Annotated in this window: 24 protein-coding genes and 1 pseudogene; 15 read left to right on the forward strand and 10 right to left on the reverse strand. The window is 48.1% G+C overall.

All coding sequences use genetic code 11. The annotated features are described in order from the left end of the window. Nucleotides 1–217: 217 nt before the first annotated feature. The 6 genes from EO763_RS08300 to EO763_RS08325 all read right to left on the reverse strand — a co-directional run bounded on the left by EO763_RS08300 (nt 218) and on the right by EO763_RS08325 (nt 4,686). Complete coding sequence (locus tag EO763_RS08300) at nt 218–763, reverse strand: helix-turn-helix transcriptional regulator (RefSeq protein WP_161528660.1); 546 nt, start codon at nt 761–763, stop codon at nt 218–220. Between the two features lie 51 nt (nt 764–814). Then, on the reverse strand, nt 815–2,269 hold the full coding sequence (locus EO763_RS08305) for a flagellin N-terminal helical domain-containing protein (RefSeq protein ID WP_161528661.1): 1,455 nt from the start codon (nt 2,267–2,269) through the stop codon (nt 815–817). 221 nt (nt 2,270–2,490) lie between these two features. Continuing rightward, nucleotides 2,491–3,114, reverse strand: a complete 624-nt coding sequence (locus tag EO763_RS08310) for a hypothetical protein (RefSeq protein ID WP_161528662.1) — start codon at nt 3,112–3,114, stop codon at nt 2,491–2,493. A gap of 155 nt (nt 3,115–3,269) precedes the next feature. Continuing rightward, nucleotides 3,270–3,692 (reverse strand): putative zinc ribbon protein, encoded by a 423-nt coding sequence (locus EO763_RS08315; RefSeq protein WP_161528663.1) that lies wholly within the window; start codon nt 3,690–3,692, stop codon nt 3,270–3,272. 92 nt (nt 3,693–3,784) lie between these two features. Beyond that, nucleotides 3,785–3,997 carry a helix-turn-helix transcriptional regulator gene (locus EO763_RS08320; RefSeq protein ID WP_161528664.1) on the reverse strand — a complete coding sequence of 71 codons (213 nt, stop codon included), beginning with the start codon at nt 3,995–3,997 and terminating at the stop codon, nt 3,785–3,787. A gap of 86 nt (nt 3,998–4,083) precedes the next feature. Next, nucleotides 4,084–4,686 carry a YagK/YfjJ domain-containing protein gene (locus tag EO763_RS08325; RefSeq protein WP_161528665.1) on the reverse strand — a complete coding sequence of 201 codons (603 nt, stop codon included), beginning with the start codon at nt 4,684–4,686 and terminating at the stop codon, nt 4,084–4,086. 568 nt (nt 4,687–5,254) lie between these two features. On the opposite strand from EO763_RS08325, the gene EO763_RS08330 reads away from it, so the two are divergent. The 11 genes from EO763_RS08330 to vapC all read left to right on the forward strand — a co-directional run bounded on the left by EO763_RS08330 (nt 5,255) and on the right by vapC (nt 11,942). Then, nucleotides 5,255–6,187, forward strand: a complete 933-nt coding sequence (locus EO763_RS08330) for a hypothetical protein (protein ID WP_161528666.1) — start codon at nt 5,255–5,257, stop codon at nt 6,185–6,187. Nucleotides 6,188–6,282: 95 nt separating this feature from the next. Continuing rightward, nucleotides 6,283–7,170 (forward strand): GTPase family protein, encoded by an 888-nt coding sequence (locus tag EO763_RS08335; protein ID WP_161528667.1) that lies wholly within the window; start codon nt 6,283–6,285, stop codon nt 7,168–7,170. 183 nt (nt 7,171–7,353) lie between these two features. Beyond that, on the forward strand, nt 7,354–7,512 hold the full coding sequence (locus EO763_RS23260) for a hypothetical protein (RefSeq protein ID WP_154715508.1): 159 nt from the start codon (nt 7,354–7,356) through the stop codon (nt 7,510–7,512). Between the two features lie 146 nt (nt 7,513–7,658). Next, nucleotides 7,659–8,492 (forward strand): hypothetical protein, encoded by an 834-nt coding sequence (locus tag EO763_RS08340; RefSeq protein ID WP_161528668.1) that lies wholly within the window; start codon nt 7,659–7,661, stop codon nt 8,490–8,492. 56 nt (nt 8,493–8,548) lie between these two features. After that, a complete protein-coding gene (locus tag EO763_RS08345; RefSeq protein WP_116156686.1) occupies nt 8,549–8,899 on the forward strand; it encodes a hypothetical protein in 351 nt (116 codons plus the stop codon). A gap of 127 nt (nt 8,900–9,026) precedes the next feature. Continuing rightward, nucleotides 9,027–9,500, forward strand: coding sequence for a RadC family protein (radC, locus tag EO763_RS08350; RefSeq protein ID WP_161528669.1), 474 nt, complete (start codon nt 9,027–9,029; stop codon nt 9,498–9,500). 39 nt (nt 9,501–9,539) lie between these two features. Continuing rightward, the gene (locus EO763_RS08355; protein WP_161528670.1) at nt 9,540–9,875 is read left to right on the forward strand and encodes a type IV toxin-antitoxin system YeeU family antitoxin; all 336 of its coding nucleotides are present in this window, start codon (nt 9,540–9,542) and stop codon (nt 9,873–9,875) included. A 67-nt stretch (nt 9,876–9,942) separates the two neighbouring features. Beyond that, the gene (locus tag EO763_RS08360; protein WP_161528671.1) at nt 9,943–10,263 is read left to right on the forward strand and encodes a TA system toxin CbtA family protein; all 321 of its coding nucleotides are present in this window, start codon (nt 9,943–9,945) and stop codon (nt 10,261–10,263) included. A 117-nt stretch (nt 10,264–10,380) separates the two neighbouring features. After that, complete coding sequence (locus tag EO763_RS08365) at nt 10,381–11,214, forward strand: DUF4942 domain-containing protein (protein WP_161528672.1); 834 nt, start codon at nt 10,381–10,383, stop codon at nt 11,212–11,214. 93 nt (nt 11,215–11,307) lie between these two features. Then, nucleotides 11,308–11,538: a type II toxin-antitoxin system VapB family antitoxin gene (gene vapB, locus EO763_RS08370; RefSeq protein ID WP_132455036.1), complete on the forward strand. Its 231-nt coding sequence runs from the start codon at nt 11,308–11,310 to the stop codon at nt 11,536–11,538. Further along, entirely contained in the window at nt 11,538–11,942 is a 405-nt protein-coding gene (vapC, locus tag EO763_RS08375; protein WP_161528673.1) for a type II toxin-antitoxin system tRNA(fMet)-specific endonuclease VapC, read from the forward strand. The genes vapB and vapC overlap by 1 nt, the downstream gene beginning before the upstream one ends. A 305-nt stretch (nt 11,943–12,247) precedes the next feature. On the opposite strand, the pseudogene EO763_RS08380 reads toward vapC, so the two are convergent. The 4 genes and pseudogenes from EO763_RS08380 to EO763_RS08395 all read right to left on the reverse strand — a co-directional run. Beyond that, nucleotides 12,248–12,487, reverse strand: a pseudogene (locus EO763_RS08380) (site-specific integrase); the annotation flags it as partial. Nucleotides 12,488–12,545: 58 nt separating this feature from the next. Further along, nucleotides 12,546–13,421 carry a phosphorothioated DNA-binding restriction endonuclease gene (locus EO763_RS08385; protein WP_161528674.1) on the reverse strand — a complete coding sequence of 292 codons (876 nt, stop codon included), beginning with the start codon at nt 13,419–13,421 and terminating at the stop codon, nt 12,546–12,548. 88 nt (nt 13,422–13,509) lie between these two features. Then, entirely contained in the window at nt 13,510–14,055 is a 546-nt protein-coding gene (locus EO763_RS08390) for a helix-turn-helix transcriptional regulator (protein WP_161528675.1), read from the reverse strand. Nucleotides 14,056–14,106: 51 nt separating this feature from the next. Then, nucleotides 14,107–15,561, reverse strand: a complete 1,455-nt coding sequence (locus tag EO763_RS08395; RefSeq protein WP_161528676.1) for a flagellin N-terminal helical domain-containing protein — start codon at nt 15,559–15,561, stop codon at nt 14,107–14,109. 830 nt (nt 15,562–16,391) lie between these two features. Here EO763_RS08395 and EO763_RS23585 point away from each other — a divergent pair. The 4 genes from EO763_RS23585 to EO763_RS08410 all read left to right on the forward strand — a co-directional run bounded on the left by EO763_RS23585 (nt 16,392) and on the right by EO763_RS08410 (nt 26,676). Beyond that, nucleotides 16,392–16,529 carry a YnfU family zinc-binding protein gene (locus EO763_RS23585; RefSeq protein WP_235814437.1) on the forward strand — a complete coding sequence of 46 codons (138 nt, stop codon included), beginning with the start codon at nt 16,392–16,394 and terminating at the stop codon, nt 16,527–16,529. Further along, nucleotides 16,496–16,759 carry a hypothetical protein gene (locus EO763_RS08400; protein WP_161528677.1) on the forward strand — a complete coding sequence of 88 codons (264 nt, stop codon included), beginning with the start codon at nt 16,496–16,498 and terminating at the stop codon, nt 16,757–16,759. The genes EO763_RS23585 and EO763_RS08400 overlap by 34 nt, the downstream gene beginning before the upstream one ends. Nucleotides 16,760–16,849: 90 nt before the next feature. Then, on the forward strand, nt 16,850–17,773 hold the full coding sequence (gene lpxL, locus EO763_RS08405) for an LpxL/LpxP family Kdo(2)-lipid IV(A) lauroyl/palmitoleoyl acyltransferase (RefSeq protein WP_161528678.1): 924 nt from the start codon (nt 16,850–16,852) through the stop codon (nt 17,771–17,773). 269 nt (nt 17,774–18,042) lie between these two features. Then, nucleotides 18,043–26,676 (forward strand): glycoside hydrolase family 94 protein, encoded by an 8,634-nt coding sequence (locus EO763_RS08410; RefSeq protein WP_161528679.1) that lies wholly within the window; start codon nt 18,043–18,045, stop codon nt 26,674–26,676. Nucleotides 26,677–26,691: the final 15 nt, after the last annotated feature.

Raw genomic sequence — 26,691 nt, forward strand, 5'->3', positions numbered from 1 at the left:
CAAAAGGATTTTGGGTCTTCTTACTGCTTATTTATCTTAAGAAATTTGCTAAACATTCTTTTGTACGGGATTTTATAGCCAAATTGGAGTTTACGTTAAAGTGCTACTGAGTTGCATTAGTGGATTATTAAGGCTTTTTGTCAGTTGAACCAATGTCCTAATTTCGGTGCTCGTAATATCTTAAGACTCAAAAGCCCTGTCACTCTCAGACCTTACCTCATGCCACCTTATCGACGTAGATAACCCTGTGATGTTCTGCGTCAGTGATACTTTGCATATGTGAAATTCTGGCAATGAGTAAAAACGTGAGCAGGTCCTTTATGCCATATTTTCTGTAGATATTGTTTTTCATATTGTTGGCTGTTTTATGGGTTATCACCATTTTCTTTGCGATGGTTTTTATTGCTATTCCGTCTAGCCAATAGCCGAAGAATATTTTCTCATTCGGTGATAACGATATCGTCTTGCCTTTTATTTCTCTGAACGATGACAGGGCAGAGATCACTTTTTTAATCGTGTTCATCGATGTGTGTTTTGATAACAGCAATACCTTTTTAGCCACCATCACTGGTGCATGTTTGCGGTTGTTGAGAATAATGATGAATGTTCGGTGGTTGGCGGTAATGATGTGAGTCAATAGCACCATATCGATACCGTGTTCAATATCAACGACAGTGATGGGTACATTACCGTCATCCCTATTTCCCAGACAGGTAAACGCTGCCGTAGTGAAAGGGCAGCGGCTGAATATTTCAATGCTCATGGCGATAGTGATTCAGTAGAGAAATAGCAAAATGATGTCTCTGACGGCGCATCATCCCTGTAACAGCTTTAATACGTTTCCCGACAGTTGGTTGGCTTGTGACAATACGGACAGGGAAGCCTGTTGTAGGATCTGGGATTTTGTCATCGCGGAAACCTCAATGGCGTAATCCGCATCCAATATGCGTGAGCGGGCGGCAGCGGTGGCAACCTTCTCCTGTGACAGCACGGCAGTGACGGATTCAAAACGGTTCATCTGGCTGCCGTATTCACTGCGGTAACCGTCCAGCGTTTTCAGTGCGTTATCGAATGTGGCTAATGCCGCACTGGCCTGTTCTGGTGTACCCAGCGTAACAGAGGAAAGCCCCAGTGACTGGCTGTCTGCTGGCGTTGGGTTGATGGTGACCGTTTGTAGTGCATCACCGAAACTCGACCCGACGACAAACATCGTTTCTTTGCTGATGGGTACGGAGGGCGGCAGTGGCGGGGCAGGCTCCGTCGGTGTGGGAAGTTCATCCCAGCTTGCGTTGCTGTAAAACACGCCGCTGCCAACGACAATGACAATCAGATCTTCTGTCACCTCATCAATGTGAATTTTTTCCAGTCGGTTTGCTGCGCCCACATTTCCATCGTTAAAGCCCCCGGTGTTGGCATCTTCAAAACGGTCGCCATCACCGCTGTAGGTGATGTTCATACTCTGATAAGTGGTCTGTGTCCCTGTATTGATATTGTATTCCCCGGCTTGCAGCAGCGAATCTGCCGAGTAGGTGGCTCCAGGTAAAAAGCCGTTATCTTGCGTAATCACGGCGGTATTCATGGTGCTTGCATCCGTTACGCCGTTTGCTGACCAGACAATATCGGCGTCTGTGCCTTCTGCGGGCGTACCGGCCAGATGCCTGCCATCTCGCGCAAAGAGCTGGATATCGTCATCGGCGCTCAATGAGTCGATGGTTATGGTGATATTTTTTGCGCCAGCAGGAATGTAAGCCAGCGAAATTACCCCAGAGGGAAATTGATGATTGATATTGGGGACGGGAAACTTTTCAGCCAGTGGCAAGGTTTCCCCCAATTTGGCAGGCTGAGGACCCGGTTCAGCTGGAGCCAACGGATAGCGGCCAAAGATCTGTGTCGACGAAGCGATGCGGTCGATCTCTTCCCTGATTTGTTGATATTCACCGTTCAGGCTTGCCTGGTCGGAATCTGACAACGTGCCATTTGCCGCCTGCACTGCAAGCTGTCTGCCGCGTTGTATAAGGTTATTGATAGCATTAAGCCCGCTCTCGGCGGTTTGCATCAGGCTGAGACCGTCTTTCATTCCGTTGGTGATAACGCTGTTGGCATTCAGATTAGCGGTCATCCGGTTGGCAATCGCCTGACCAGCGGCATCATCCTTCGTACCATTGATGCGCAGACCCGATGAAAGCCGTTCAATCGCCTGGCTCAATCGGGTGACCGATTTATCCTGTTGATTCCGTATCGTTAAATGAAGTGAGGTAATCGGGGTCATTACGCACCAGTCCTGATTTGGCAGAAATAACGGGATGCCTTTTATCTGCTGATTATTGATTTACCGGATAACAGGCAATAGTCAGTCCTTCCCGAAAATGGGAATAAAAAACAGATAAAACATTACGTTATGGTTATTCTCGGCAATAGCTTAGCGGCGCTGCCGATCAAAAGATAATCGTTTTGATAGATCGATGCGATCGTATCGATCGGCATTACCGATCAAAAGCGCTCTGAGTCAGTATGCGCGTAACGGCATGAAAATGAAGCAGGCCGATAGTCTGCCCAGTAACCAAAGCAGGCGAAGAAAACGTATTCGTCAATCATCGCCCAAAGGGTTGGCTGAGTTTTCAAACGGGTGTTAACCCATACCTGGATCTGCCAGTCAGTTTTATTAACCAGTGATGCCCATTCCCGGAAAGACAGGCCGTCAAGTAGCTCGAACCAGCACAGTAGCGTCAGTATTTCCCGAATGCCGGGGTCGTTTTCCCGATCAAATAATTGCTGAAGACTGTCACTCAATACCTCCAGATGCAGTCGCTCACATTCGCTGATCAGAATACCACTCAGCATAGGGTATCGGCGAAGATAGCGTGCAGCCTTCACTGGCAGAATAGCTCTGCTACCAGCTTCAATACGTGATATCCCTGATTGCTGCATTAACTTGGCGGGAATAATCAGATGCGCTTTACGCTGGCCTGGCAGAGACACTGTCGTCAGACTCAACTGATGGAAGGTATGCATTTTTCTCGTACTGATACCCTGATGAATAGCGTGCGTTGTGCTGTCATCAAGATGACTCTGGTACTTATCCAGTAACGTGGATAGGGTCGTGTTACGTGCCATTTGGAAAATATCTCCAATATGCGAAATAACAGACAGCCGATGTTCTCCGGAGAAGTCGGATGACAGCCTGTTATCCAGGGAAAATGAAATAAGGAGGAGGGGATACGGCGCTGTTTCGGTCTGAAATGATGGGAGAGATAACGCGTCTGGATTATCTATTCCTGATGATCTTCTTCCTCGGATTCATGTCCCTTCTTCCTGGCGACAACACTGTAGATACCGTCTTTACACATTGGGCAGAGTTTCTTACCGGTATAGTCTTTTTTGCACAGTGCGCAATACCAGCTTTTCGGTTTAGGGAGAACGTAGCTGGCAAAGACCTGCTCCCGTAATTTTTTAATCCTCTCTTCTTCTTTCTCTTCGGGGTCTCGATAGGGACATGCCATCAGTTTTTTTGAACTTATATTGAGCAGGTCATGCTCAAACCAGGCTCTTTCATGTTGAGAACCTTTATGCAGGATTAACGTGCAGCCACAGGATGTACACGTCCAGTGACCTTGAGGCAGGCGGCTAGCCTCAGTCGAACTAACAAAACGATTTTTGGCGTTACTAGCCAGATAGCATTTTAGAAAGCGCATAAATTGGTTCCATTTCTGGCGACAAGGAGTGCGTGCGTAGAGATTGTTCTATCGCTGTTAGCAGGAAAATAAGTAGGGTTGAGAAAGTGCGACTATTGGCGAGATTGATCGATACGTAGCTGTAACCAGGTTTCGACTTCACTTTGCAGCCAGCGGGAACTGCGGCCCAGCTTAATTGGCTTCGGAAACTCACCCAGTTGAATCAGCTTGTAAAACCATTTGTCGGTTAGTCCGGTCAACTGGGTGATAAATGCCATATCGACGAACTGGTCGTCAAGAAGGCGATAATCGGTAGTGGTGCTCATCGTTTTTCTCCTCTGGTGAATGGAGAAGGAGCCGGAAAATGGAAATTGGCGAACTCCTTCAAATGATTCACCAGCGGAGTAATTTTTTACAAATGAGAGCTGCGTTTGTTTCTGTTGCGTCCTCCACTTTTACATTGGGAAGGAATATCGCTGCACTGAAAAATAATTCTGTCTGTCTTCTGATCCTTTTTACTGAGATAACTCAGAATATATAGCATGTCGTCTCGACCAGTATTGTTGTCCCAAGAGGTAACGCGCTCACCCTGTACGTCATAGTATTCCTGGGGGCTACACCAATGCGTATAACCTTCATCATCGGTAATATCATCCCAGAGCTCAGTCACAGAAAGAAACGCATTCCATGTCTTACGGTGTTTCTGGCCGTTAAGATAAAATGCTGCATGGATATGAAAGCCATGAACTTCGGTATATTCCAGTACCCATACGTACCCTACAAGTCCTTCTATACTCAAGCTTCGTTGGAGTAACTTAACCATGTCCCCTACAATAGTATTTACATCTGGGTGCTTAAATCCGTAACTCGTTTTAATGTACGCAAAATCTACGCGCAGCATCAGTAACTTTGAGTAACGCAGGAACAACATCTCCTGATGTGTTCTGAGTTTTTGGTTCAAATGCATGTCATGCTGATAGTTCGGATTGATGCTTTTACACTGACGTTTTTTCATGATGTCTATTCCGGTGGATTTATCTCATGATAATTATTCAGTGCGTTAATTTTTAATGATGCATGGAGTATGACTGATGGATTGATTTTATATCAACATAACCGATTTTGGATGTTTTTAATAATTCGACTAGTAACTAAGCGAAAGGTGTTATTATTTATCTAATAGTGATGACTGTGTTTATTAAATAATACTTTATTCCTTAATGAACCACATCAGCGACGAATCACCTTATGTCACATAGTCGGTTCATCCTCATACTGGTACAAGTCAGTCAAGTAATACTTAACTCTTTCATTTATAGTTATTAAATTCATTAAACTAATTTTTATATATCAATAACATATTGATTAATATTAATTTTATTGATTTTAAATTGTGTGATATCTGTTATGAATAACGCATGAGTAACTTAAAAAATACAACTATACACATCAGAAATTCGCAAGAAAAAATGCCTTTTTCACGCTTTTAGATAGTCTAGTTTTAGCATCATGAATCACAGTTTTTTGATGATGTTTGTAGTAGTGTTGTAAACAATGAAGATACCAGCAATGAAGGATGGAAGATGGGTATACATATTGAAGTTAAGTCCATTAGGGAGGGGGTTTATCTTCTCTGGCGCCTGGATCTTTTGGATGAGGCTCGACAATTTGCATTGGGGGGCAAGAGGGACCTTCTCCGATGCAATGGTGTTATTAATAACAGTATTGATCGGATGTTAAGAGATAACGATGGCGATATGGATATTGTTCGGAGGGTTATCAGGTATCAGGAACGATACAAAAATCGTTTTATTGATGAATCTTCGGTAACATGGATTGCACATGATAAAAATGCCTGTGTTTATTTTTGGCTATTCATTTTCAGAAAATTCACCTGCCAAAATACCCTTTTAGATGAAATTACTCGCTATTCTCGACGTCTTTATCGTCGAGATAGAAATAAACATAAAATCATTCGTGACGAACTCCCTCTTCGTACCCCAGATACTGCCGAACAATGTTTGATCGCTGGGTTATATATTTTGGATATTCTTCCATTATATCTTGGTGATCTACAGGATATCCTCGATGAAATTCGGAAGGAATACTCTCGTATAAGGAGCAGCATCAAAGATGAGTTCTCCTGGTTTTCTGAAGCAGAATCTGTTCATACCGAATGGGTATGGGAGCAATTAAATAACAATAATTATTTATTAAGTGATTTCGGCTCCTCGGAAATTAGCCAGAATATTAAGTTTCGTGCCATCCCTTTTATTTACTACTTATGGAATGAGCGCAGAGATACAAAGACGCTTTTTCTAAATACTTTGCGCAAACGCTATGCAAATATGAAGCATCGTAAGAAAGTTGCCACCAAAGCACCAGTAAATATTCGTATTTCTGAAAGTTCTAAAAAAACGCTGGTAAAACTTGAGAAGCGTTTTAACCGTAACAGGGCTGATGTGATCGAATTTCTGATAGAAAAAGCATGGGCAGAACTGAATCAGAAAAACTAAAAAAATCTCAGTTATATATCACCTTATTGGATTACCACCTATTTCAATTCATCAGGCCATCCATCCCGGATGGCCTTTTTCATTCTGAGGACGATATGAAAAAATCATCAGGCTATGCGCTGATCCGCCGCCATCTGCGGAGCTATCCCCGTTCGTTACGTCATGCCCTTATGCAGGAGTTGACCCGGTTGGTCACCTATGAACCGGTGATTGGCATTATGGGCAAAACCGGCGTAGGAAAATCCAGCCTATGCAATGCGCTGTTTCGTAGCGAGGTTTGTGCGGTGAATGCTGTCGCAGCCTGTACCCGTGAACCACAGCGAATTCGTCTGCGTTTTGGTCGTCATTATCTCACGCTGGTTGATTTACCCGGTGTGGGTGAAAGTCAGCAACGGGATGAGGAATATCGCGTGCTGTATCAATCCCTGCTGCCGGAGTTGGATATGGTGCTGTGGGTATTGAAGGCTGATGATCGTGCATATTCTGCCGAGGAGCAGTTTTACCGTGATGTGTTCGGCTCCGTGAACGTTGAGCACACGCCAATACTCTGGCTGCTCAATCAGGTCGACAAGATTGAACCGAGCGAGGAATGGCATTGGGCCTCTGCACAGCCGTCATCCAGGCAGTTGGAGCATATGGCGCAAAAGCAGGCGGTTATCGGGCAACAACTCGGTATCGTGGCAGAGAACATTTTACCGCTTTCCGTTAAAGGCCGTTATCAACTGGGAAAGATAGTGGAGGCGATGATAACCCTTCTCCCAAAGCGGGCTCGCAGTCCGGTCATTCCGCATTTACGTGCCGAGCACCAAACTGAAAGCGCGGTACAGCAGGCCAGGGCAGGTTTTTCCGACACGGTGGTCAGTGCGGTGGATTGGGTCATTGACCACTCTCCGTTGCCTCAGGTGGCAAAACAGGTGCTGCATGGCGTCACCCATTCGGTCGCCAGAGCGGCAAATGCCGTGTGGTCTTTCTTCTTCGACTAATGTTTTTGCTGCTTCCCATCAGGTTTCTTTATCGTCACCGATCGATTTTGTCGATCTAACCGATCGAATTGATTTGTTATACCGCCATTTCTCCCCGCTATAAAATCGACATTCCACTCTGAAATTTTTTTACTTTTACGAATCAATAACATGTTCATGTAACGCGTATGCGTCTGGAGGGCAATGATGCCGTTGTTACTGCTTTGGGTTGGACTGGCAATCGTACTGGGATGCGTGGCATCCAGTAACGGTCGCTCATTCTGGGGCTGGTTTATTTTGGGTATGGTCATCGACCCGTTATTGGCCGGATTGCTGTATTACCTGATTTGCAGAGAAAAATAATATGCGAACGCTGTTGAAGCTGTTTGGCCGCTTTATGCGCTGGTATATCACGCTGGTGATTTTTATGGCCTGCCTGCTTTTTATCATCAATACCGTTGGCGGATGGGCCGGTTTTTAACCGAAAGCCTTTCCGAAGGAAAATCACAATGAAAACACAACCTGCACTGCCATGCAGCGGGATGCTGCTGGCCTCGCTGATTGTTCTTCCCATTCTGTCTGTACAGGCAAAGCCTGCTGACAATGAACCGCAAATTATCACCGACAGCGAAGGGCACATGGTTTGCCATCTCTGTGGACCCGACAGGAAAGACAGTTTCTTTATTTCTGACTATCCACAGGGCTATAAAAATAAAACGGATCAATACAGCAAGTTATGGGACATGGCGCGCTATACCATTCTGTTGAATGATGCCATTCCTGCTTATACGGCTAACAGGACACCCGATTTTTATTACATCGATAAATATGCAGCTTCTCCCACCGTTCACTTTATTGAGTTTGACGATGACCGCTCTGATTTATCGGCTGTAGCCACCGTGTCGGTTACGGAAAATAAAAATAACACGCTGCTCACTGTCACCTGGAAGAATGGAGAGAAAAACCGTTTCCAGATGAATAACCAAGTTCTGGCGTATCAGGCACAAATACTTAGAAACACGCAGGACCAGCTTTTCTGTCGGAATTGCGGAGACAGCGGTAAAGATATGCTGGTTCAGGGCGCGGATACCGCCAGCCTTTATACCCGTTTGACCGACACGCCGTATTACGCCTTTCTGGAACAAAGTGCCGGGATGGCCTGTCCGGCAGGAAGCTGGTATGCCGTCAATAAAACCAACCTCGCTCCTGAAATCAAGGCGATTAGCATCAAGGATTGCAGTGAAATCGTGAAGATTGACAGCACCCATGATGCCGACAAAACCACGCTTAACCTTACCCACTACAACGGCAAAAAGGACTCGCTGACATTCAGCCATCGTTGAGTGTTATCCCCTCTGGTCATTGATCGGCATCGGCCTGTCGAATAAAGGAAAATATCATGAAAAAAGCACTCATCGCGCTTTGTCTGGGATTGTGCTCGTTCAGCGTTTTTGCAGAAAACTCGCCTGTCAGAGTGAAAAGCTATATTGCATCAGGAAACTGGTACGCCGGTCCCTATTACCCAAGGATATCCGTGACGGCGTTGACTGATACTGTCGTCGTCAAAGACATTACGGTTAACCGGGGAAATTGTAAGCATCTTTCCGAAGCGTCCTGGAAGCCCGTTCGACTCCGTTTCGGCAGCACTTTTGAAACGACGTTCAAGTCAAAAAACTGGGGAGCCGAATGTAATGTCCTTGAAATAATTGTTGATACCGATCAGGGCATATGGGAATTCAGGATGGAATAACCGCTGACCTTATTCGCTATTCCGTAACCAATGCCTCGTGCGTCTGCGCGAGGCATTGGATTTATGTGCTCTTATCATCCATTTCACCCTGCTTTTTCATCATCCATCGTTTAGATAAGGGATCACCATGTCATGTAATTCATTGGCAGGCTGCGTTGCGTCCAGAGAACAGCGCATCATCCAGATGGCGCTGTGCCTGCTGGAAAAACGGGTGCGTAAAAATGCGCGGCAGTTCAAAACCTCGGAAGACACCAAAAGCTGGTTAATGCTAGAGCTCAGTAGCCTGGAGCGCGAGGTCTTTATGGTGCTGTATCTGGATAACCAGCACCGTCTGATAGAAAAGGAAATTATCGCGCTGGGTGGCATCAACAGCACCGAAGTGCATCCGCGTGAAATCCTCAAAGCTTCACTACGTCATAACGCCGCCGCCGTGATACTGGCACACAATCATCCTTCCGGCTGTGCCGAGCCCAGCCAGGCTGACCGTCATATTACCGATAAGCTGAAGGACTCACTCTCACAACTCGACGTAAAAGTCCTCGATCATCTGGTGGTCGGCGGCGCTGAGGTGGTGTCGTTCGCTGAACGCGGCTGGCTGTGATTAGCACGCTTACTGTCGCACTATTATAAGGAAAACATCATGTCATCATCGGATACCCCGGAATGGGGATTAAAATGTACCATCACGCCGCGATTTGGAGCCAGACTGGTGCAGGAAGGTAACCGTCTGCATTATCTGGCAGACCGGGACAGCGTTGTCGGTACGTTCAGCAAAACGGAAGCCCAAAGTCTGGAACGTTGCTTCTCTGAGCTGATCAAGCAGTTGGAGCAGAAACTACGCACGGGGGAACTGAATCCCCGCCAGCAGGGCTGTGTTACGTTGCATTGCAACGAATGGACCTGTGAAGCCGATACGCTGGGCAGCGTTGGCTACGTGTATATCGTTATTTATCCAACTTCTGCGGTAACAGAATAACCCGCAGCGTCTCTCACCATCCTGAACATTTCCCTGATTTTATCGACTTAACCTGTAGAGAGTTCCCATGCAAACAACACCTGCAATCCCGCCACGGGAGGATAACCCCTGTGCGTCGCCTATAGCCGTCTGGCAGCAGCTTCTGACCTACCTGCTGGAAAAGCACTACGGCCTGACGCTAAACGACACACCGTTCTGCGAGGAACATGTGATTCAGGAACATATTGATGCTGGCGTCACGTTGCTCAATGCCGTCAATTTTCTGGTGGAAAAATACGAACTGGTGCGTATCGATCGCAATGGCTTTAACTGGCAGGAGCAATCGCCGTTTCTCACTGCTGTTGATGTTCTCCGTGCCAGACGTGCTACCGGCTTGCTCAAAGCATAAAGACTGCGAGCCGCTTTCCAGTTACATCTCACCAAATCTATTTATTCTTCTCTCCGATGCATAATGCGCCAGCCCTGACCGGTTGGCGCATTTGCTTTTATGTATGGACCACAAACTATGCAAACTGAACCCGAGGTTTTGACCGAACACACCGAGCTGATTTGCTCGACCAACATTGAGCGTATCGTCACCGGACGTGATGCCGCGCTACAACAGATAGAACAATTCCTTAATCAGCTACAGTCGATCTCAACGCTAACGGCGACTATCGGTGGCGGCACCGCTGAAGACTGGGCATTGAAACAAGGACATCGCTACGATTGCTGGCTGACAGAGACACCTGATAAAGCGATGCCAGCCATTACTCGCACGTTGGATCGTAATATCTGGCGTGACCTGATGCTGAAATCCGGCATGCTATCGCTGATGGATGCCGAAGCGCGTAGCCAGTGGCATAAAAATCTGGAGGAGGGTGAGCTACCCGCCATTAGCGAAGCCAATATTCTCAGCACGTTTGAGCAACTTCACCAGAGCAAGCAGGAGGTATTCGAGCGTGGGGTAATCAACGTATTCAAAGGGCTATCGTGGGATTACAAGACCAATCACCCTTGTTACTTCGACAAGAAAATCATCATCAGTAATCTGGTGACCTACAACCGTTGGGGCTTTGGCCTGAACTGGGGCTGGCGACGCGATCAACTGGCCGACCTGGAACGTATGCTGTATCTGTTGGATGGTAAACCGATTCCTGATAACCGGGGCGATCTCACTATCCGGTTGATGGACCATATTCGCGATAATCCACATCAGCAGGAATATGAAGATGAGTATTTTAGTGTGCGTTACTTTCAGAAGGGCACTGGGCATCTCACCTTTAAACGTCCTGATCTGATCGAGCAGATGAACGATATCATTGCCAAACATTATCCGGGGATGTTGGCGGCAAGGTGATTAAACAATCACACTACGCAGGTATATCCCATTGACATATCCCATCAATATTCTATGCTATCGATAGCACAAAATTTATCCAAGGAGACTGCCATGGAAAAAACCACAGTATTTAAAAGCAATCGCAGCCAGGCGGTACGACTCCCTAAAGCCGTTGCGCTGCCCGATGATGTGAAGCAGGTTGATATCGTTGCGATTGGTCGCACACGTATCATTACTCCGGCAGGCGAAAGCTGGGACAGTTGGTTCGAAGAAGATGGAGTAACACCTGACTTCATGATCACCAGAGAGCAACCCGATGATCAGGTCAGGGAAGATTTCTGATGCTGAAATATCTGCTCGATACCAATATCTGTATTTACACCATCAAGAACAAACCGCAGGAAGTCAGGGACGCTTTCTACCGCCATTACGGGCAGTTTGCTATCAGTGCTATCACGCTGATGGAGCTGATTTACGGCGCGGAGAAATCGGTAAACCCAGAAAAGAATCTCGCCGTGATTGAAGGGTTTTCTGCGCGTCTGGAAGTGCAAACTTATGGCTTTGACGCTGCCGTACATACGGGGCAAATTCGTGCGGAACTGGCAAGACAAGGAACCCCCATCGGCCCGTATGATGCCATGTTAGCTGGTCATGCGCGGTCCGCAGGTTTGATTCTGGTAACGAACAATGTGCGTGAGTTTGAGCGTGTGCCAGGATTGCGCGTAGAAAACTGGGTCGGTAGATAGGCTGACAATAGCCAGTCTTTGTAATATGCTGTTGCAGTTCAACAACTGGCGTCACTGTTAGGAATCGTAGTGAACGGCAGGGTAGGGAATGAAGCAATGTGGGCTGTGGGTACAAATGCGGGTACATGCACGTTATATTTTAAGGTAAATCCTTTAAATACAATGTTTATGGCATGTTTTTCAAGTCCGCCCCGGCACCATTGATTTAAAAAGAATTAAAACAAGCACATTATGTGCAATGTCGTAGACCGCCGAAAGGCGGTTTTTTTGTGCCTAAACCACCTCTTCACCATATTTTCGCCATATCACTTCGCCATATTCTGACCACCAACAACTGGAACGACTGCTATTTTCCTGTCGTATCTTGCAGTCTGAGCAACATTTTTATGGCCGGGTATGGTTTGTTTTTCGTACAAATTGCCTTCCAGATCAGAAATGTCTTTCGCCTTCAAATCATGAAACGTGAAGTCGAAACTTAAATTCGGATGCAGCTCTTCCGCTTTTTTCTTTGCCTTCATCCAGTGCGCGTTAAAGCTGTCGCGTGTACTTGAAAGACAAAGGTTTTCTTTGATTGGTGGCGGAGTTACCAATCAGGAAATGGGCTTAAATACCTTTAAAAACCTGCCCCCGATGCCATTCCACAAACTGCTCAAGCGGGTAGTACTCCCGCTTTTTAGGCAGAAACAGCGGCTTTCCCTCAAAATCCCAGAATAGCCTTTCGACGATCTTGCTGCCATTCACGCCTTCTGAAACCATCAGTTTCATGCTGTGATCAATACCGATAACACCAATATCAAATGCAGAATGATGCATTGAGCATAAGGCAAGCCCGTTGGTTACGGTGCAAGGGCCACCGTATTGCTTCCATTTGATGTGTGCGGCTTCCAGGCCGACAGGCGTTGTATCGTGTCGTAAATCATAACCGCAGACCGCACAGCGGTATTGATACGCACGTAGTACCGTTTGACGGAAATGAGGATCGCGAGACTTGCGTACATCATCTAGCAACAGCTCCAGACGGTTGGCAATCACTTCTTGAACACTTTCAGGAAAGTGCTCACTTAAAATCTGTTGAGCCAATTTATCGATAAGCTGCGGCTGTTTGCATAATAGCTGATAGCTGGCGTCATCAAATCCCCCCATGACATCGTGCTGAATCAGCTCGCGGTTTGGCGGCTCTTTACTTCCTTTCTGTGGTGAACACTGCTCGTTATTCTGCAACTGCCAAAAACCATCTCCCTTTAACCGCCAGAATGGCATTTCAGGGTAATGAGCACGCCGCTGTGGCCCAAAGCTGTTCAAAAGAGCCAAGAGCTGCGGACGGATTTCGTCGCCATAGTGGAACAGGCGCGGGTGTCCTTGCTGATAGGCCGATAGGACATAAAGCAGCAACAATGGCTTATGAGGCGCACGTTGATCGCCTTTACGCCATATCGACATGTTGGAGATTGCTGTTTGAAGTTCCTGGATAGATGGCATACGCAACACGAGCAGAAAAGGGATATATTGCGATAATGCTCGCAAAATCAGTGGGATTCAAGTCTCCAGTTGCTCTCAGAATGTTACCTCACGCCACCTTATCAACGTAGATAACCCTGTGATGTTCGGCATCAGCGATACTTTGCATGTGTGAGATTCTGGCGATGAGTAAAAAGGTGAGCAGATCCTTTATGCCATATTTTCTGTAGATATTATTTTTCATGTTGTTGGCAGTTTTATGGGTTATCACCATCTTCTTTGCGATGGTTTTTATTGATATTCCGTCCAGCCAATAGCCGAAGAATATTTTCTCATTCGGTGATAACGATATCGTCTTGCCTTTTATTTCCCTGGGCGATGATATGGCAGAGATCACTTTTTTAATCGTGCTCATCGGCGCGTGTTTTGATAACAGCAATACCTTTTTAGCCACCATCACCGGTGCATGTCTGCGGTTGTTGAGAATAATAATGAATGTCCGGTGTTCAGTGGTAATGATGTGGCTTAATAGTGCCATGTCGATACCGTGTTCAATATCAACAACAGTGATTGGCACATTACCGTTATCCCTATTTCCCAGACAGGTAAACGCCGCCGTGGTGAAAGGGCAGCGGCTGAATATTTCAATGCTCATGGCGATCGCAATTCGATAGAAAAATAGCAACGTGATGTTTATGGCGGCACGTCATCCCTGTAACAGCTTTAATACGTTTCCCGACAGTTGGTTGGCTTGTGACAATACGGACAGGGAAGCCTGTTGTAGGATCTGGGATTTTGTCATCGTGGAAACCTCAATGGCGTAATCCGCATCCAATATGCGTGAGCGGGCGGCAGCGATGGCAACCTTCTCCTGTGACAGCACGGCAGTGACGGATTCAAAACGGTTCATCTGGCTGCCATATTCACTGCGATAACCGTCCAGAGTGTTCAGTGCATTATCGAATGTGGCTAATGCCGCACTGGCCTGTTCTGGTGTACTTAGCGTCACAGAGGAAAGCCCCAGTGACTGGCTGTCTGCTGGCGTTGGGTTGATAGTGACCGTTTGCAATTCATCACCGAAATTCGCCCCGACGACAAATGTCGTTTCCTTGCTGATCGGTATGGAGGGCGGTAGTGGCGGGGCAGGCTCTGTCGGTGTGGGTAGTTCATCCCAGTTTGCGCTGCTATTAAATACGCCGCTGCCAACCACAATGACGATCAGATCTTCTGTCACCTCATCAATGTGAATTTTTTCCAGTCGGTTTGCTGCGCCCACATTTCCATCGTTAAAGCCCCCGGTGTTGGCATCTTCAAAACGGTCGCCATCACCGCTGTAGGTGATGGTCATACCCTGATACGTTGTCTGTGCCCCTGTGTTGATATTGTATTCCCCGGCTTGCAGCAACGAATCTGCCGAGTAGGTGGCTCCAGGTAAAAAGCCGTTATCTTGCGTAATCACGGCGGTATTCATGGTGCTTTCATCCGTTACGCCGTTTGCTGACCAGACGATATCGGCGTCTGCTCCTTCTGCGGGCGTACCGGCCAGATGCCTGCCGTCTCGCGCAAAGAGCTGGATATCGTCATCGGCGCTTAATGAGTCGATGGTGATGGTAATATTTTTTGCGCCAGCAGGAATGTAAGCCAGCGAAATCACCCCAGAGGGAAATTGATGATTGATATTGGGGACGGGAAACTTTTCAGCCAGCGGCAAGGTTTCCCCTAATTTGGCAGGCTGAGGACCCGGTTCAGCAGGTGCCAACGGATAGCGGCCAAAGATCTGTGTCGATGAAGCGAGGCGATCGATCTCTTCTCTGATTTGTTGATATTCACCGTTCAGGCTGGCCTGATCGGTATCTGACAATGTGCCATTTGCCGCCTGCACCGCGAGTTGCCTGCCACGTTGTAGCAGATTATTGATGGCATTAAGCCCGCTCTCGGCCGTTTGCATTAGGCTGAGGCCATCTTTCATTCCGTTGATGATGACGCTGTTGGCATTCAAATTAGCGGTCATCCGGTTGGCAATCGCCTGACCGGCGGCATCATCCTTTGCGCCATTGATACGCAGGCCCGATGAAAGCCGTTCAATCGCCTGGCTCAACCGGGTGGCCGATTTACCCTGTTGACTCAGTATCGTTAAATTAATAGAGGTAATCGGGGTCATTCCACTCCTGTCCTGATTTAGCAAAATAACGGATTGATTTTTATCTGCTGATTATTGATTTACCTGGTAATAGGCAATAATTATCCCTTCACGATGATGGGGGTAAATCAGATAAAACAGTGCGTTATGGTTATTCTCGGCAGTATTTTAGCTGTGTTGATAATCAAAAGATAATCGTTTTGATAGATCAATGCGATCTTATCGATCGGCGCTACCGATCAAAGGATTGCGGAGCATGCGCTATGTAACCGCATGGAAATAAAACGAGTGATAGTCTGCACAGTACTGAAGCGACCCTGAGTGTGTAGCGGCTATCCAGCCAGTTATTTGGGAGACTGAACTTTGTCAACGCGCAAGTAGCGTGAAGTATGACGGGTATAACGTTTTTTATTTTAGATGCTGATATGCCTATATTAATTCTTGATGAATGAGTCACATAAAATAACTCTTTTTTAGTTATCTTTTTGTTATTCCAATCAGCAATTTAACGCCGGTTTATTATTGAAGCTTTATGTTAATATTTTTATAGTATTTTCTGAATTGATAGGGTATTCAGTGGGGGGGGCATCTAATGTTGAGTTTGATTATTCACCTTATCTATAAATAAATGTTGAGCGATTGTGTTCACGGCAATACTTGTTTTATAAGTTTACGAATCTGGCTATTTTCTTTTTTGTGGTATTTGTTGTTAAATAACAGAGTGTTGAAATTTAATGTTAGAGATTTAAGGATAATAACGATGATATCGTGCTATTTATGATTTTAGGGCGTACACTGCATATTCATACACCTATTTGGTACAATGTATGGCTACCTTTGATTTTCTCCAGATGTTTAATCGCACAACGGTGAAAGTGACTTGTCCCGTATGCAAGCATATCACTGAGCAGAAAAGAAATAGATTTCGTGAAAATGTTACGGTCATTTGTCCTAAGTGTGGATTGTATTTTTTGCCGAGGGGAGAGTAGGGGATGTTATTTATCTTCCGTTTTCAAATAATTATCGAGTAGGCTTAATCGCCTCTAATGGAGGAACATTCCAATTGACTGAAGAAGAGCTTAAAGTGTTTTTATTTACACAGACTTGTGTGATTATCTCTGGCGTACTTGCTGCAAGAGAAGGTCAACCACTTATTATTCAACAACGTTTTAGTAAAATTTATGAAATATTGTCTGCTGAATATGAAAAATTACAATAATTAAATGAATTGTTTTTCGTTATGTTTATCTCTAAATGGTGGTAACTTAAGTTTAATGTCAACCGCGCGCAAGTGAGTAGAGATCAAGGTATGTTTAATCGTTGTCGGTCTTTTTTAAGCTACGCGCATCCTAGATACTGGTTATTATGGTTTGGTCTAGGAGTACTCTTTCTACTGGTTCAACTGCCTTATCCTGCATTGGTGGTATTGGGAGGATGGTTAGGGCGTCAGTCAATGCATTTTTTAAAAAGACGAGTAGCGATTGCCAGGCGTAATTTGATGCTTTGTTTCCCTGACATCTCATCTCAGCAGCTTGAGAATAAGCTAATTGATAATTTCTCCTCGCTCGGCATCGCACTACTGGAGACCGGGATGGCATGGTTTTGGCCCGATTGGCGAATAAAAAAATGGATTGATATTGTTGGTATTACACATTTGCAAGAGGCTGAAAGTAAGCAACGCGGTGTTATTGTGGTTGGTGTACATTTTATGACGCTGGAGTTGCACTTTCGTATTTTAGGCCATTGTAAACCGATGACTGTGATGTATCGCCCTCATAACAATAACGTGCTGGAACTGGTGCAAAAATGGGGGCGCTCGAGGTCAGGAAATGTATTGGTTGACCGGAAAAAACTCATTTCCATGGTGCATACTTTGAAGCAAGGCAGCAGTGTTTGGTTTGCACCCGATCAGGATTATGGCGTAAAAGGCAGTGTATTTGTGCCTTTTCTGGGCGTAGAACGTGCAGCTACCAGCAATGGGACGTTTATTATTGCCAAGCTGACCCGTTCTGAATTGGTGACGGCTGTCGTGATTCGTAAGGATGGTGGGAAAGGGTATCAACTTATTATTTCTCCGATCTTAGAAAAATATCCTTATGAGGACAGTCTGTTAGCTGCTCATTATCTGAATAAAATGATAGAACATGAAATCATGAGGGCCCCTGAACAGTACCTCTGGTTGCATCGACGTTTTAAAACTCGGCCCCAGGGTGAACCTTCTTTGTATATTTAATTTATTATCTTTGAATTATTTCGTTATACATTTTGCTTTTTCTGTTTTTTGACCGCGCCTAATAAATTGGCGTTTATCGACTATACTTACTTCCTTGCCTCTCTTTTCTTGATTCCAATTTCTCTCACCATTTGGGTCATTGACCCGTATTTTTTATTCAGTTCCTGTATCAAGTGTCGGTAATCCTGATCAATAAGGTTTGCTTGGTTTTCTGAACGTTACCTTTAAGGTGGTCAGTGCGTATTTTGCATCCAGACCAAAAGGCGATTATGAAAATATTTTCCCGCCACTTTTCCTTCCCCCGCCAAGATGTTGCGTCGCCCTGGAATGACACTCTTCCCGTCAGAGGGGATCTATTCGGCATGGAGCGCTTAGAGCAACATGGCCGCACGTTAGCCAGTGCACAGCCTGTGACCTTATCGCCACCTGATGTGATCTCGTTACACCAGCGTTTGAATGATAATGCGAAAGTATTACTGGCCTCTTACCGAGCCAGTGCTCAAGAGCTGGATAAAGGGGGCAGTGTCGTGCCTGCGGCTGAATGGTTACTAGATAACTACCATTTGGTCTCCGCGCAAATTCGTGAAGTTCGTGAAGATTTGCCGCCTCGTTACTATCGCCAGCTACCCAAACTGTCACAAGGCCCTTTTGCTGGTTATCCACGGGTATTTGGGCTGGTATGGGCTTTTATTACTCATACTGACAGCCATGTTGACCCCATCGCTTTACGTCGCTTCATTATGGCATATCAGGATGTTCAGCCTCTGACGATCGGTGAGCTATGGGCTGTGGCTATCACCTTGCGCATTGTGTTGATAGAAAATCTGCGGCGTCTGGCTGACCAGATGACTGTCGGGCGCAAGGCTCGCGCAGATGCTGAGCGGGTTGCCAATGAACTTTTGCAATCCGGTGAAGCTGGCGCCGTACGAGGCGATGAAATAACGAATAGCTATCTCTCCGCTTATATTCTTTCTTCTGATAACGATGCCCCTCTGTCGGAGACGTTTGCGGCACAGTTGGTCAAGCGACTACGCGATCAGGATCCAAAGACAACGCCCGCATTAGGGTGGCTTGAACAACGGCTAAAACAGCAGGGAAGTTCAACAGAAGAAGTCGTGCAACACGCTCAGCAGCGCCTGGGCATTTCTAATGTCACTGTGCGCAATATCATTACCAGTATGCGATTAATTTCGGATATCGATTGGGCTGAGTTTTTCGAAAGCGTGAGTCTTGTTGATGCATGTCTGCGGGCGAACAGTGACTTTGCGACAATGGATTTCCCTACTCGAAATTTATACCGCAGCGCGATTGAACAACTCGCGCGTCAGGCACCCAGCTCTGAACTGGATATTACAGAACAAGCGCTTTTACTGGCACAACAGGTGCCCGCTTCTTCGCATTCTGACGAGCTTACCGAACGTAAGCGTGAACTGGGTTACTATCTCATTGCGGAGGGCAGGCCACAGCTTGAAGAGGCGATCGATTTTCAGCCCGCGTTTCTACTGCGATTCAATCGCTTTACCCTGAGTGGTGGCATGCGCGGCTATGTTGGTGCTATCGCGTTTTTCACTGTGCTTTTACTGGCGGGCATCGGCATAGTGTTGTCTTCACCTGCGGTGTCGAATGCCTGGCTTGTGGTGATGGGACTGATCTGTATCATTCCCTGTTCTGACGTCGCGACCTCCTGGGTTAATCGCCTGGTCACCTGGCTATTTGGCGCAGCACCGTTGGCTGGGCTGGAGTTGTTGCAAGGCGTGCCCAGCCATTGCCGGACATTAGTCGTAGTGCCAACGCTGTTGTCCAGCGCACAAGATCTACTACAGCAGGTAGAACAGCTTGAGGTTCACTACTTATCCGGTGGGCAGGGTGATATCACCTTTGCATTGTTGACTGATGGTGTAGACGCCGAAACGGAACACCTTGCGGGCGATCAACCCATGTTGACGCAGGCATTACTCGCCATACAACAGCTCAATGTGCGTTATGGGAAAGGACCTGCGGGCGATCGATTTTTATTATTGCATCGTCGCCGGGTCTTTAATCCCTCGGAAAATGTGTGGATGGGTTGGGAGCGTAAACGGGGGAAATTGCATGAGCTTAATCGGTTATTACGCGGCGCGACGGATACCCACTTTATTTCGGTAGACGGTCATCACATTCATGTTCCTGCTGATGTTCGCTATGTGATCACGTTGGATGCGGATACGCGTTTGCCGCGGGATACGGCTTTAAAACTGATTGGCAAAATGGCTCATCCTCTCAACCAACCGCGCTGGGATCGCCACGGGGAACATATTGTGGCGGGATATGCCATCTTACAACCTCGCATTACGCCATCTCTGCCTGCCGGGCATGAAACGTCCTTATATCAGCGGATTTTCTCGGCACCGGGGGGAATTAACCCTTATGAAGCGGCGATCTCTGATGTGTATCAGGATTTGTTTGGCGAAGGGTCCTATACCGGTAAAGGTATCTATGATGTTGATGCGTTTGAACGCGCGCTCAAAGACCGTATTCCTGAAAACAGCCTACTCAGCCACGATCTCTTTGAGGGTATTTATGCCCGTGCGGGGCTGGCTTCTGATGTTGAATTAATCGAAACCTTTCCCTCACGTTATGATGTGATCGTCAAACGACAACATCGTTGGACGCGCGGTGACTGGCAGTTGCTGCCATGGATTCTGGGACGGATACCGTCAGCGTCAGGTACGACGGTGCATTTACCCGCGGTGGGGCGCTGGAAAATGATTGATAACTTGCGCCGATCGTTGCTCGCTCCAAGCCTTCTATTGATGCTGATTGGATGTGCGGCGCTACCGCCTGATATGGCATGGAAGGGCATCGCTATCGTCCTGCTAGTCTTGGCGTTTCCCTCCTGCCTGCCCGCGCTGTGGGATGTTATCGCACGCGGTTTGCGTGGCATAACTCGACAACAGTCGCTGAGTCAAAGCCAGCCTATCCGGCATTTATTGCGCGATCTTAAGCTCGCGTTCATGCAGGTCGTGCTCTCTTTTGTCTTTCTTGCCGATCATAGCAGGCAGGCGCTTGATGCACTCATTCGCACGTTGATACGGCTAACGATTACCCGCCAGCATTTACTTGAATGGACGACGGCCGCGCAGTCGGGTCGCCGTCCCCGCCTGACGCTGGGGGGCTTTTATCGTCAAATGCTGGGCGGGGTGTTACTCGGTGTGGCGGCGGTGGGTGGCGGGTGGTTAATGACTCCGCAGAATTGGCCACTTTGGCTATCGCTTGGCATCGTGTGGCTGGCGGCGCCAGCCCTGGCACTGCAAGTGAGTCGTGAGCGCTCAATATCGCGTCAGGAAAACATTAGTGAGGCAGATAAACAGGCGCTGCGATTGACCGCCCGACGTACCTGGCGCTTTTTTGAAACCTTTGTTACTGAAGGTGAAAACAATTTGCCGCCGGATAATTTTCAGGAGCAACCGAAACCGGTTGTGGCTCACCGGACTTCCCCAACCAATATCGGTCTGTATTTACTGTCTACCGTAGCAGCGCGCGATTTTGGTTGGATTGGCCTGACTGAGGTGGTTGAACGGCTCAATGCGACACTGAGCACCATGGAGCGATTATCGCGTTTTCGCGGTCATTTTTTTAACTGGTATGACACGCGGGATCTACAAACGCTGCAACCGGCTTATGTGTCCTCGGTGGATAGTGGCAATTTGGCAGGGAATTTGATCGTTCTGGCAAATGCCTGTGAACTCTGGCGGGAAGAAAATGTGTTGTCGGATTATCGGGAATCCTTGGCTGACCACCTGCAACTGATCCGTACATCACTGCTGCTTCATCAAGCAACGAAGAATGAATCCGTCCTGCTCCGGTCGTTAGATAAAATCGACAGTTTGCGAAATAGCCATTTGCCATCGGATCGCCTGTTACCAGAAATGATAGTGCAGTTGGAGCAACTACTACAGCGGACGCAAACGCGGTTAATGCCGGCCAATGAAGATGAGGTAGCGGAGTCCATCTTCTGGATTAATGCGACGACATCGATGTTGACCGCCCATGAGCGTGAGCTGCACGGTTCTACGACAGCATCCGAATCTCTGATGGAAGGCCTGCGTGTAGTGGCCGAACGCGCCCGTAAGATGGCGATAGCGATGGATTTTGCCTTCCTTGTCGATCCCGAACGCAAATTGCTATCAATTGGCTATTTGATGTCAGAAAACCAACTGGATGTGAGTTGTTACGACTTGTTGGCTTCAGAGGCCAGATTAGCCAGTCTGTTTGCCATTGCCAAAGGGGATGTGAGTACGCGTCACTGGTTCCGTCTGGGGCGTTCGGCTGTGCGCACTGCTCACGGGCTGGCGCTGATGTCATGGTCGGGATCGATGTTTGAATATTTAATGCCATCGCTGGTCATGCGTGCTCCTGTGGGGAGTTTATTAGAACAAACCACGCGGTCGGTTGTGGCGCAACAGCAGGTTTATGGTAGAGCGTTATCCGTGCCATGGGGGATTTCCGAATCGGCCTATAATGCACGGGATATAGATTTTACCTATCAGTATTCAAATTTTGGCGTACCTGGCTTAGGTTTAAAGCGTGGGCTGGCAGACAATCTGGTTGTCGCGCCTTATGCGACTGGCCTGGCAACCATGGTGGACCCGCTTGCTGCCTGCCGAAACTATGCGCGTTTGGCTGATATGGGGGCATCGGGCCGCTATGGTTTCTATGAGGCGCTTGATTTCACGCCGTCTCGTCTGCCGGATAACAAAAAAGTGGCTATCGTTTATAGCTTTATGTCGCACCATCAGGGGATGACGCTGATCGCGATCGCCAATACCCTGCATGACGGGAGTATGCGCCGCCGTTTCCACCGCGAACCAATGATTCAATCCTGTGAGCTACTGTTACAGGAACGTTTGCCGACGCAGGTGGCACTCGCCGAGCCTCAGGTTGAAGAGGTGAAGGCCAGTGGAGGCGAAAGCCGCAATGAGGCTGCCATGTTGCGGCGATTCTCCGCATCGCCGACGGGGGCACCGATGACACATCTGCTCTCTAATGGCCGCTATGCGGTGATGCTGACTACGACGGGCTCCGGCTATAGCCACTGGCGTGAATTAGCGATTACTCGCTGGCGTGAAGACACGACTCAAGATAACTGGGGAAGTTTTGTGTTGTTACGTGATATGCGCAGCAACAGAATCTGGTCCGCCGGTGAACAACGTCAGCTAAGTGAATCCGTGGGTCATGTCCCTGTTTCACCCAGCGTGATCGGTAATGCGCTGGGTGAACCAAGGCATCGTTATGAGGTGGTTTTTGGTGAAGATCACGCGTCGTTTATCCGTCATGAACGTTCTCTGACCACCACGCTTGATGTGTTGGTATCGGGGGAGAGCGATGGGGAAGTACGCCGTGTCACATTGACAAATAGTGGACGCCGCCAGCGCGATATCGAACTGACATCCTACGCGGAAATAGTGCTGGCTCCGCCCAGTGCTGATTCTGCACATACTGCATTTTCCCGCATGTTCGTACAAACAGACTATCTGGACGCCTTCTCTGCTCTGATTGCGACCCGACGCCCACGAACGCCGGATGAATCCCCCGTCTGGGCCGCACATTTTGTCGTGCTGGAAGGGGCCATTGGCAGCAAGATGCAGTATGAATCAGACCGGGCGCGTTTTATTGGCAAGGGTAAATCAGTGATGACAGCCGATGCCATTCTGGGTCATCAAGTCTTGTCGAATACCACCGGTACGGTACTTGATCCTATTTTCTCACTCCGTCAACAGGTAAAAATTCCTGCCGGTAAAACGGTGAGAGTGGCATTTTGGACCGTGGTGGCGGCTTCCCGCGAAGCGTTAATTGATGTGATTGATAAGCACCACGATCGCAGCGCCTATGAGCGGGATAAAACGTTTGCCTGGACGCAGGCTCAGGTGCAGTTGCGCCATCTCGGCGTGAAATCTGAGGAAGCGGCAGATTTTCAGCGTCTGGCGGCGCCAATTATTTATGCCGATCCCCGTTTTCGTGCGCCGTCTGAATCCATTGTGAAGGGCGCAGGTAAACAATCCGAACTGTGGCCACTGTCTATTTCTGGTGACCTGCCGATTGTGTTATTGCGTATTGATGACATTGACGATATAGCGCAGGTACATCAGCTATTAAGGGCCCATGAATACTGGCGAATGAAGTTACTGAATGTCGATCTGGTGATCGTTAACGAACGTTCCTCATCCTATATCCAGGATTTGCAGATAGCGATTGAAACGGCCATTCGTAGCAGCCAATCAAGAGCCCGCCTTGGCGGTGAATCAACACGAGGAGAGGTCTTTGCGCTACGTGCTGATTTAATGTCAGTAGAAGCAAGAGCGCTGTTGCTATCAATCGCCCGTGTCTCGCTGATTGCACGTCGTGGGCCGATTTCCCATCAGTTGGCACTCATTCCGCATCCTGATAAGGACGTCAGAACGGTAAGTCTCATCCCACCAAAATCCCAGCCTGATAACACTGCTCGTCCTGAAGGGCTGGCATTCTTTAATGGAATTGGCGGTTTTGATCGGCAAGGCAGGGAATATGTCACGGTGCTAGATGCTGAACACACTACGCCCGCGCCGTGGATTAATGTGATTGCCAATCCAACGTTTGGTTTTCAGGTTTCGGCGCAGGGAAGTGGCTACAGTTGGGCAGAAAATAGCCGTGAAAATCAATTAACGCCCTGGGGCAATGACGCAGTGATTGATCCCGGCGGCGAGGCGCTTTACCTCCGCGATGAGACGAGTGGTGTGCTATGGACCCCTACGGCATGGCCGATTAATGACGGAGGATGCTATGTTGCACGTCACGGTTTTGGCTATAGCCGTTTTACCCATGCTGCCAATGATATCGAGTCGATGTTGTTGCAGTATGTCCCTTTGAACGACGCGATAAAGATCTCGCGTTTGCGATTGCGCAATACTTCTATGTATACGCGGCAGCTGACGATTACTGCTTATGCAGAATGGGTGCTGGGCACATCACGTAGCGCCAGCGCGCCTTACTTGTTAAGCCATGTGGATTCACAAACGGGCGCGGTGTTGGTACGGAATCCGTGGTCTGGTAGTTTTCCCGGACGGTTTGGCTTTTCCGATCTGGCGGGTAGCCAGCAGTCGCTGACGGCAGACAGAACGGAGTTTCTCGGGCGTAATGGGCATATGCGCGCGCCTTTAGCGTTGGTAAACCAGAGCCCCTTGTCGGGGAATACTGCTGCGGGATTTGACCCATGTTGTTCGTTACAGACGGCGGTGACGATTGCGCCCGGCGAGGAGGTTGAGATTGTCTGGTTTATCGGGCAGGCGGCGTCTGTTGAGCTGGTCAGAACGCTGGTGGAGAAATACCGGCAGATCGATCTGGATGCGGTTTTACATGACGTAGAAGCGCATTGGGAATCGGTAACCGGGGCGATCCGCGTGAAAACACCCGATAGCGCCATGGATATCATGCTCAACGGATGGCTGCTTTATCAAACGCTGTCTTCTCGTATTCAGGCGCGTTGTGGCTTTTATCAGGCTAGCGGCGCATATGGTTTCCGTGACCAGTTACAGGATGGCATGGCCTTAACCTTTTCTCGTCCGGAGGAAACGCGTCAGCACCTATTACGCGCTGCGGGGCGGCAATTTGCCGAGGGTGATGTACAGCACTGGTGGCTACCGCATTCGGGAGCTGGGGTGAGAACACGAATTTCCGACGATCGTGTTTGGCTGGCGTTTGCCACGGCGAACTATATTCAGGTTAGCCAGGACTATGACGTACTAACTGAACAAATTGGTTTTCTGGAGGGACCACCTGTCGCTGAGGGGGAGCATGACGCATTTTTCCAGCCGATGCCTTCGGCTGACACGGCGACGCTATTTGAACACTGCGCGCGCGGTCTGGATCAATGTTTACAGTTGACCGGACAAAACGGCTTACCCCTTATCGGCGGCGGTGACTGGAACGATGGTATGAACCGCGTTGGTGAGAAGGGTAAAGGTGAGAGCGTGTGGCTTGGATGGCTGTTGATTTATACCATCGCACGCTTCGCACCGTTGGCTGAACGATATGATGCCACTCGTGCGGCCCGCTGGCGCGATCATGCCGAATCTGTCAGGGAAGCTATTGAACGTTCGGCCTGGGATGGTGCCTGGTATCGTCGGGCAACGTTTGATGACGGGACATGGCTGGGTAGTCACAGCAATGATGAGTGTGCCATTGATTCTATTGCCCAATCATGGGCAGTACTTTCTGGCGCTGCTGATGCAGAAAGAGCGGCGACGGCCATGGCCTCGCTGGAACAGCATCTGATTCGGCAAGACGAGGGGCTAGCGCTGTTGTTTACGCCTCCGTTTGATCGTGCTGAGCACGACCCAGGTTATATCAAAGGTTATCCACCGGGGTTACGTGAAAATGGTGGTCAATACACGCATGCTGCGATGTGGTCAGTATTAGCGTTTGCCAAATTGGGGCGGGGGAATAAGGCAAGGGATCTGTTTACTTTACTTAATCCGATTAATCATGGCTCGACACTGCAACAAATCGCCCGCTACCGTGTTGAACCTTATGTTATCGCCGCAGACGTTTATTCGGTGGCACCACATTCGGGACGGGGAGGCTGGACGTGGTATACCGGTTCGGCAGGGTGGATGTATCGAGCGGGCATTGAGGGAATATTAGGGATCCGCCGTGAAGGAAGTGAGTTGATACTGTCACCTTGTATTCCCGATGATTGGCCTGGCTTTGAGGCTCAGGTGGTCGTGGGTGAGAGCCGTTATTGTATCCAGATCGTGAACGATCGCCATCAGTGCCAAGGGATATCAAAGGTAATACTGGATGGCAGGGATATGCTATTCGATGCAGAGAAGAAACAGGTCGGAATTGTGCTAGAGAAAGGGGAACATCACCTGCAAGTGTTCTTGTAGTATAACGAACGATGC

The organism is Pectobacterium odoriferum, assembly GCF_009931295.1.
Lineage (GTDB): Bacteria > Pseudomonadota > Gammaproteobacteria > Enterobacterales > Enterobacteriaceae > Pectobacterium > Pectobacterium odoriferum.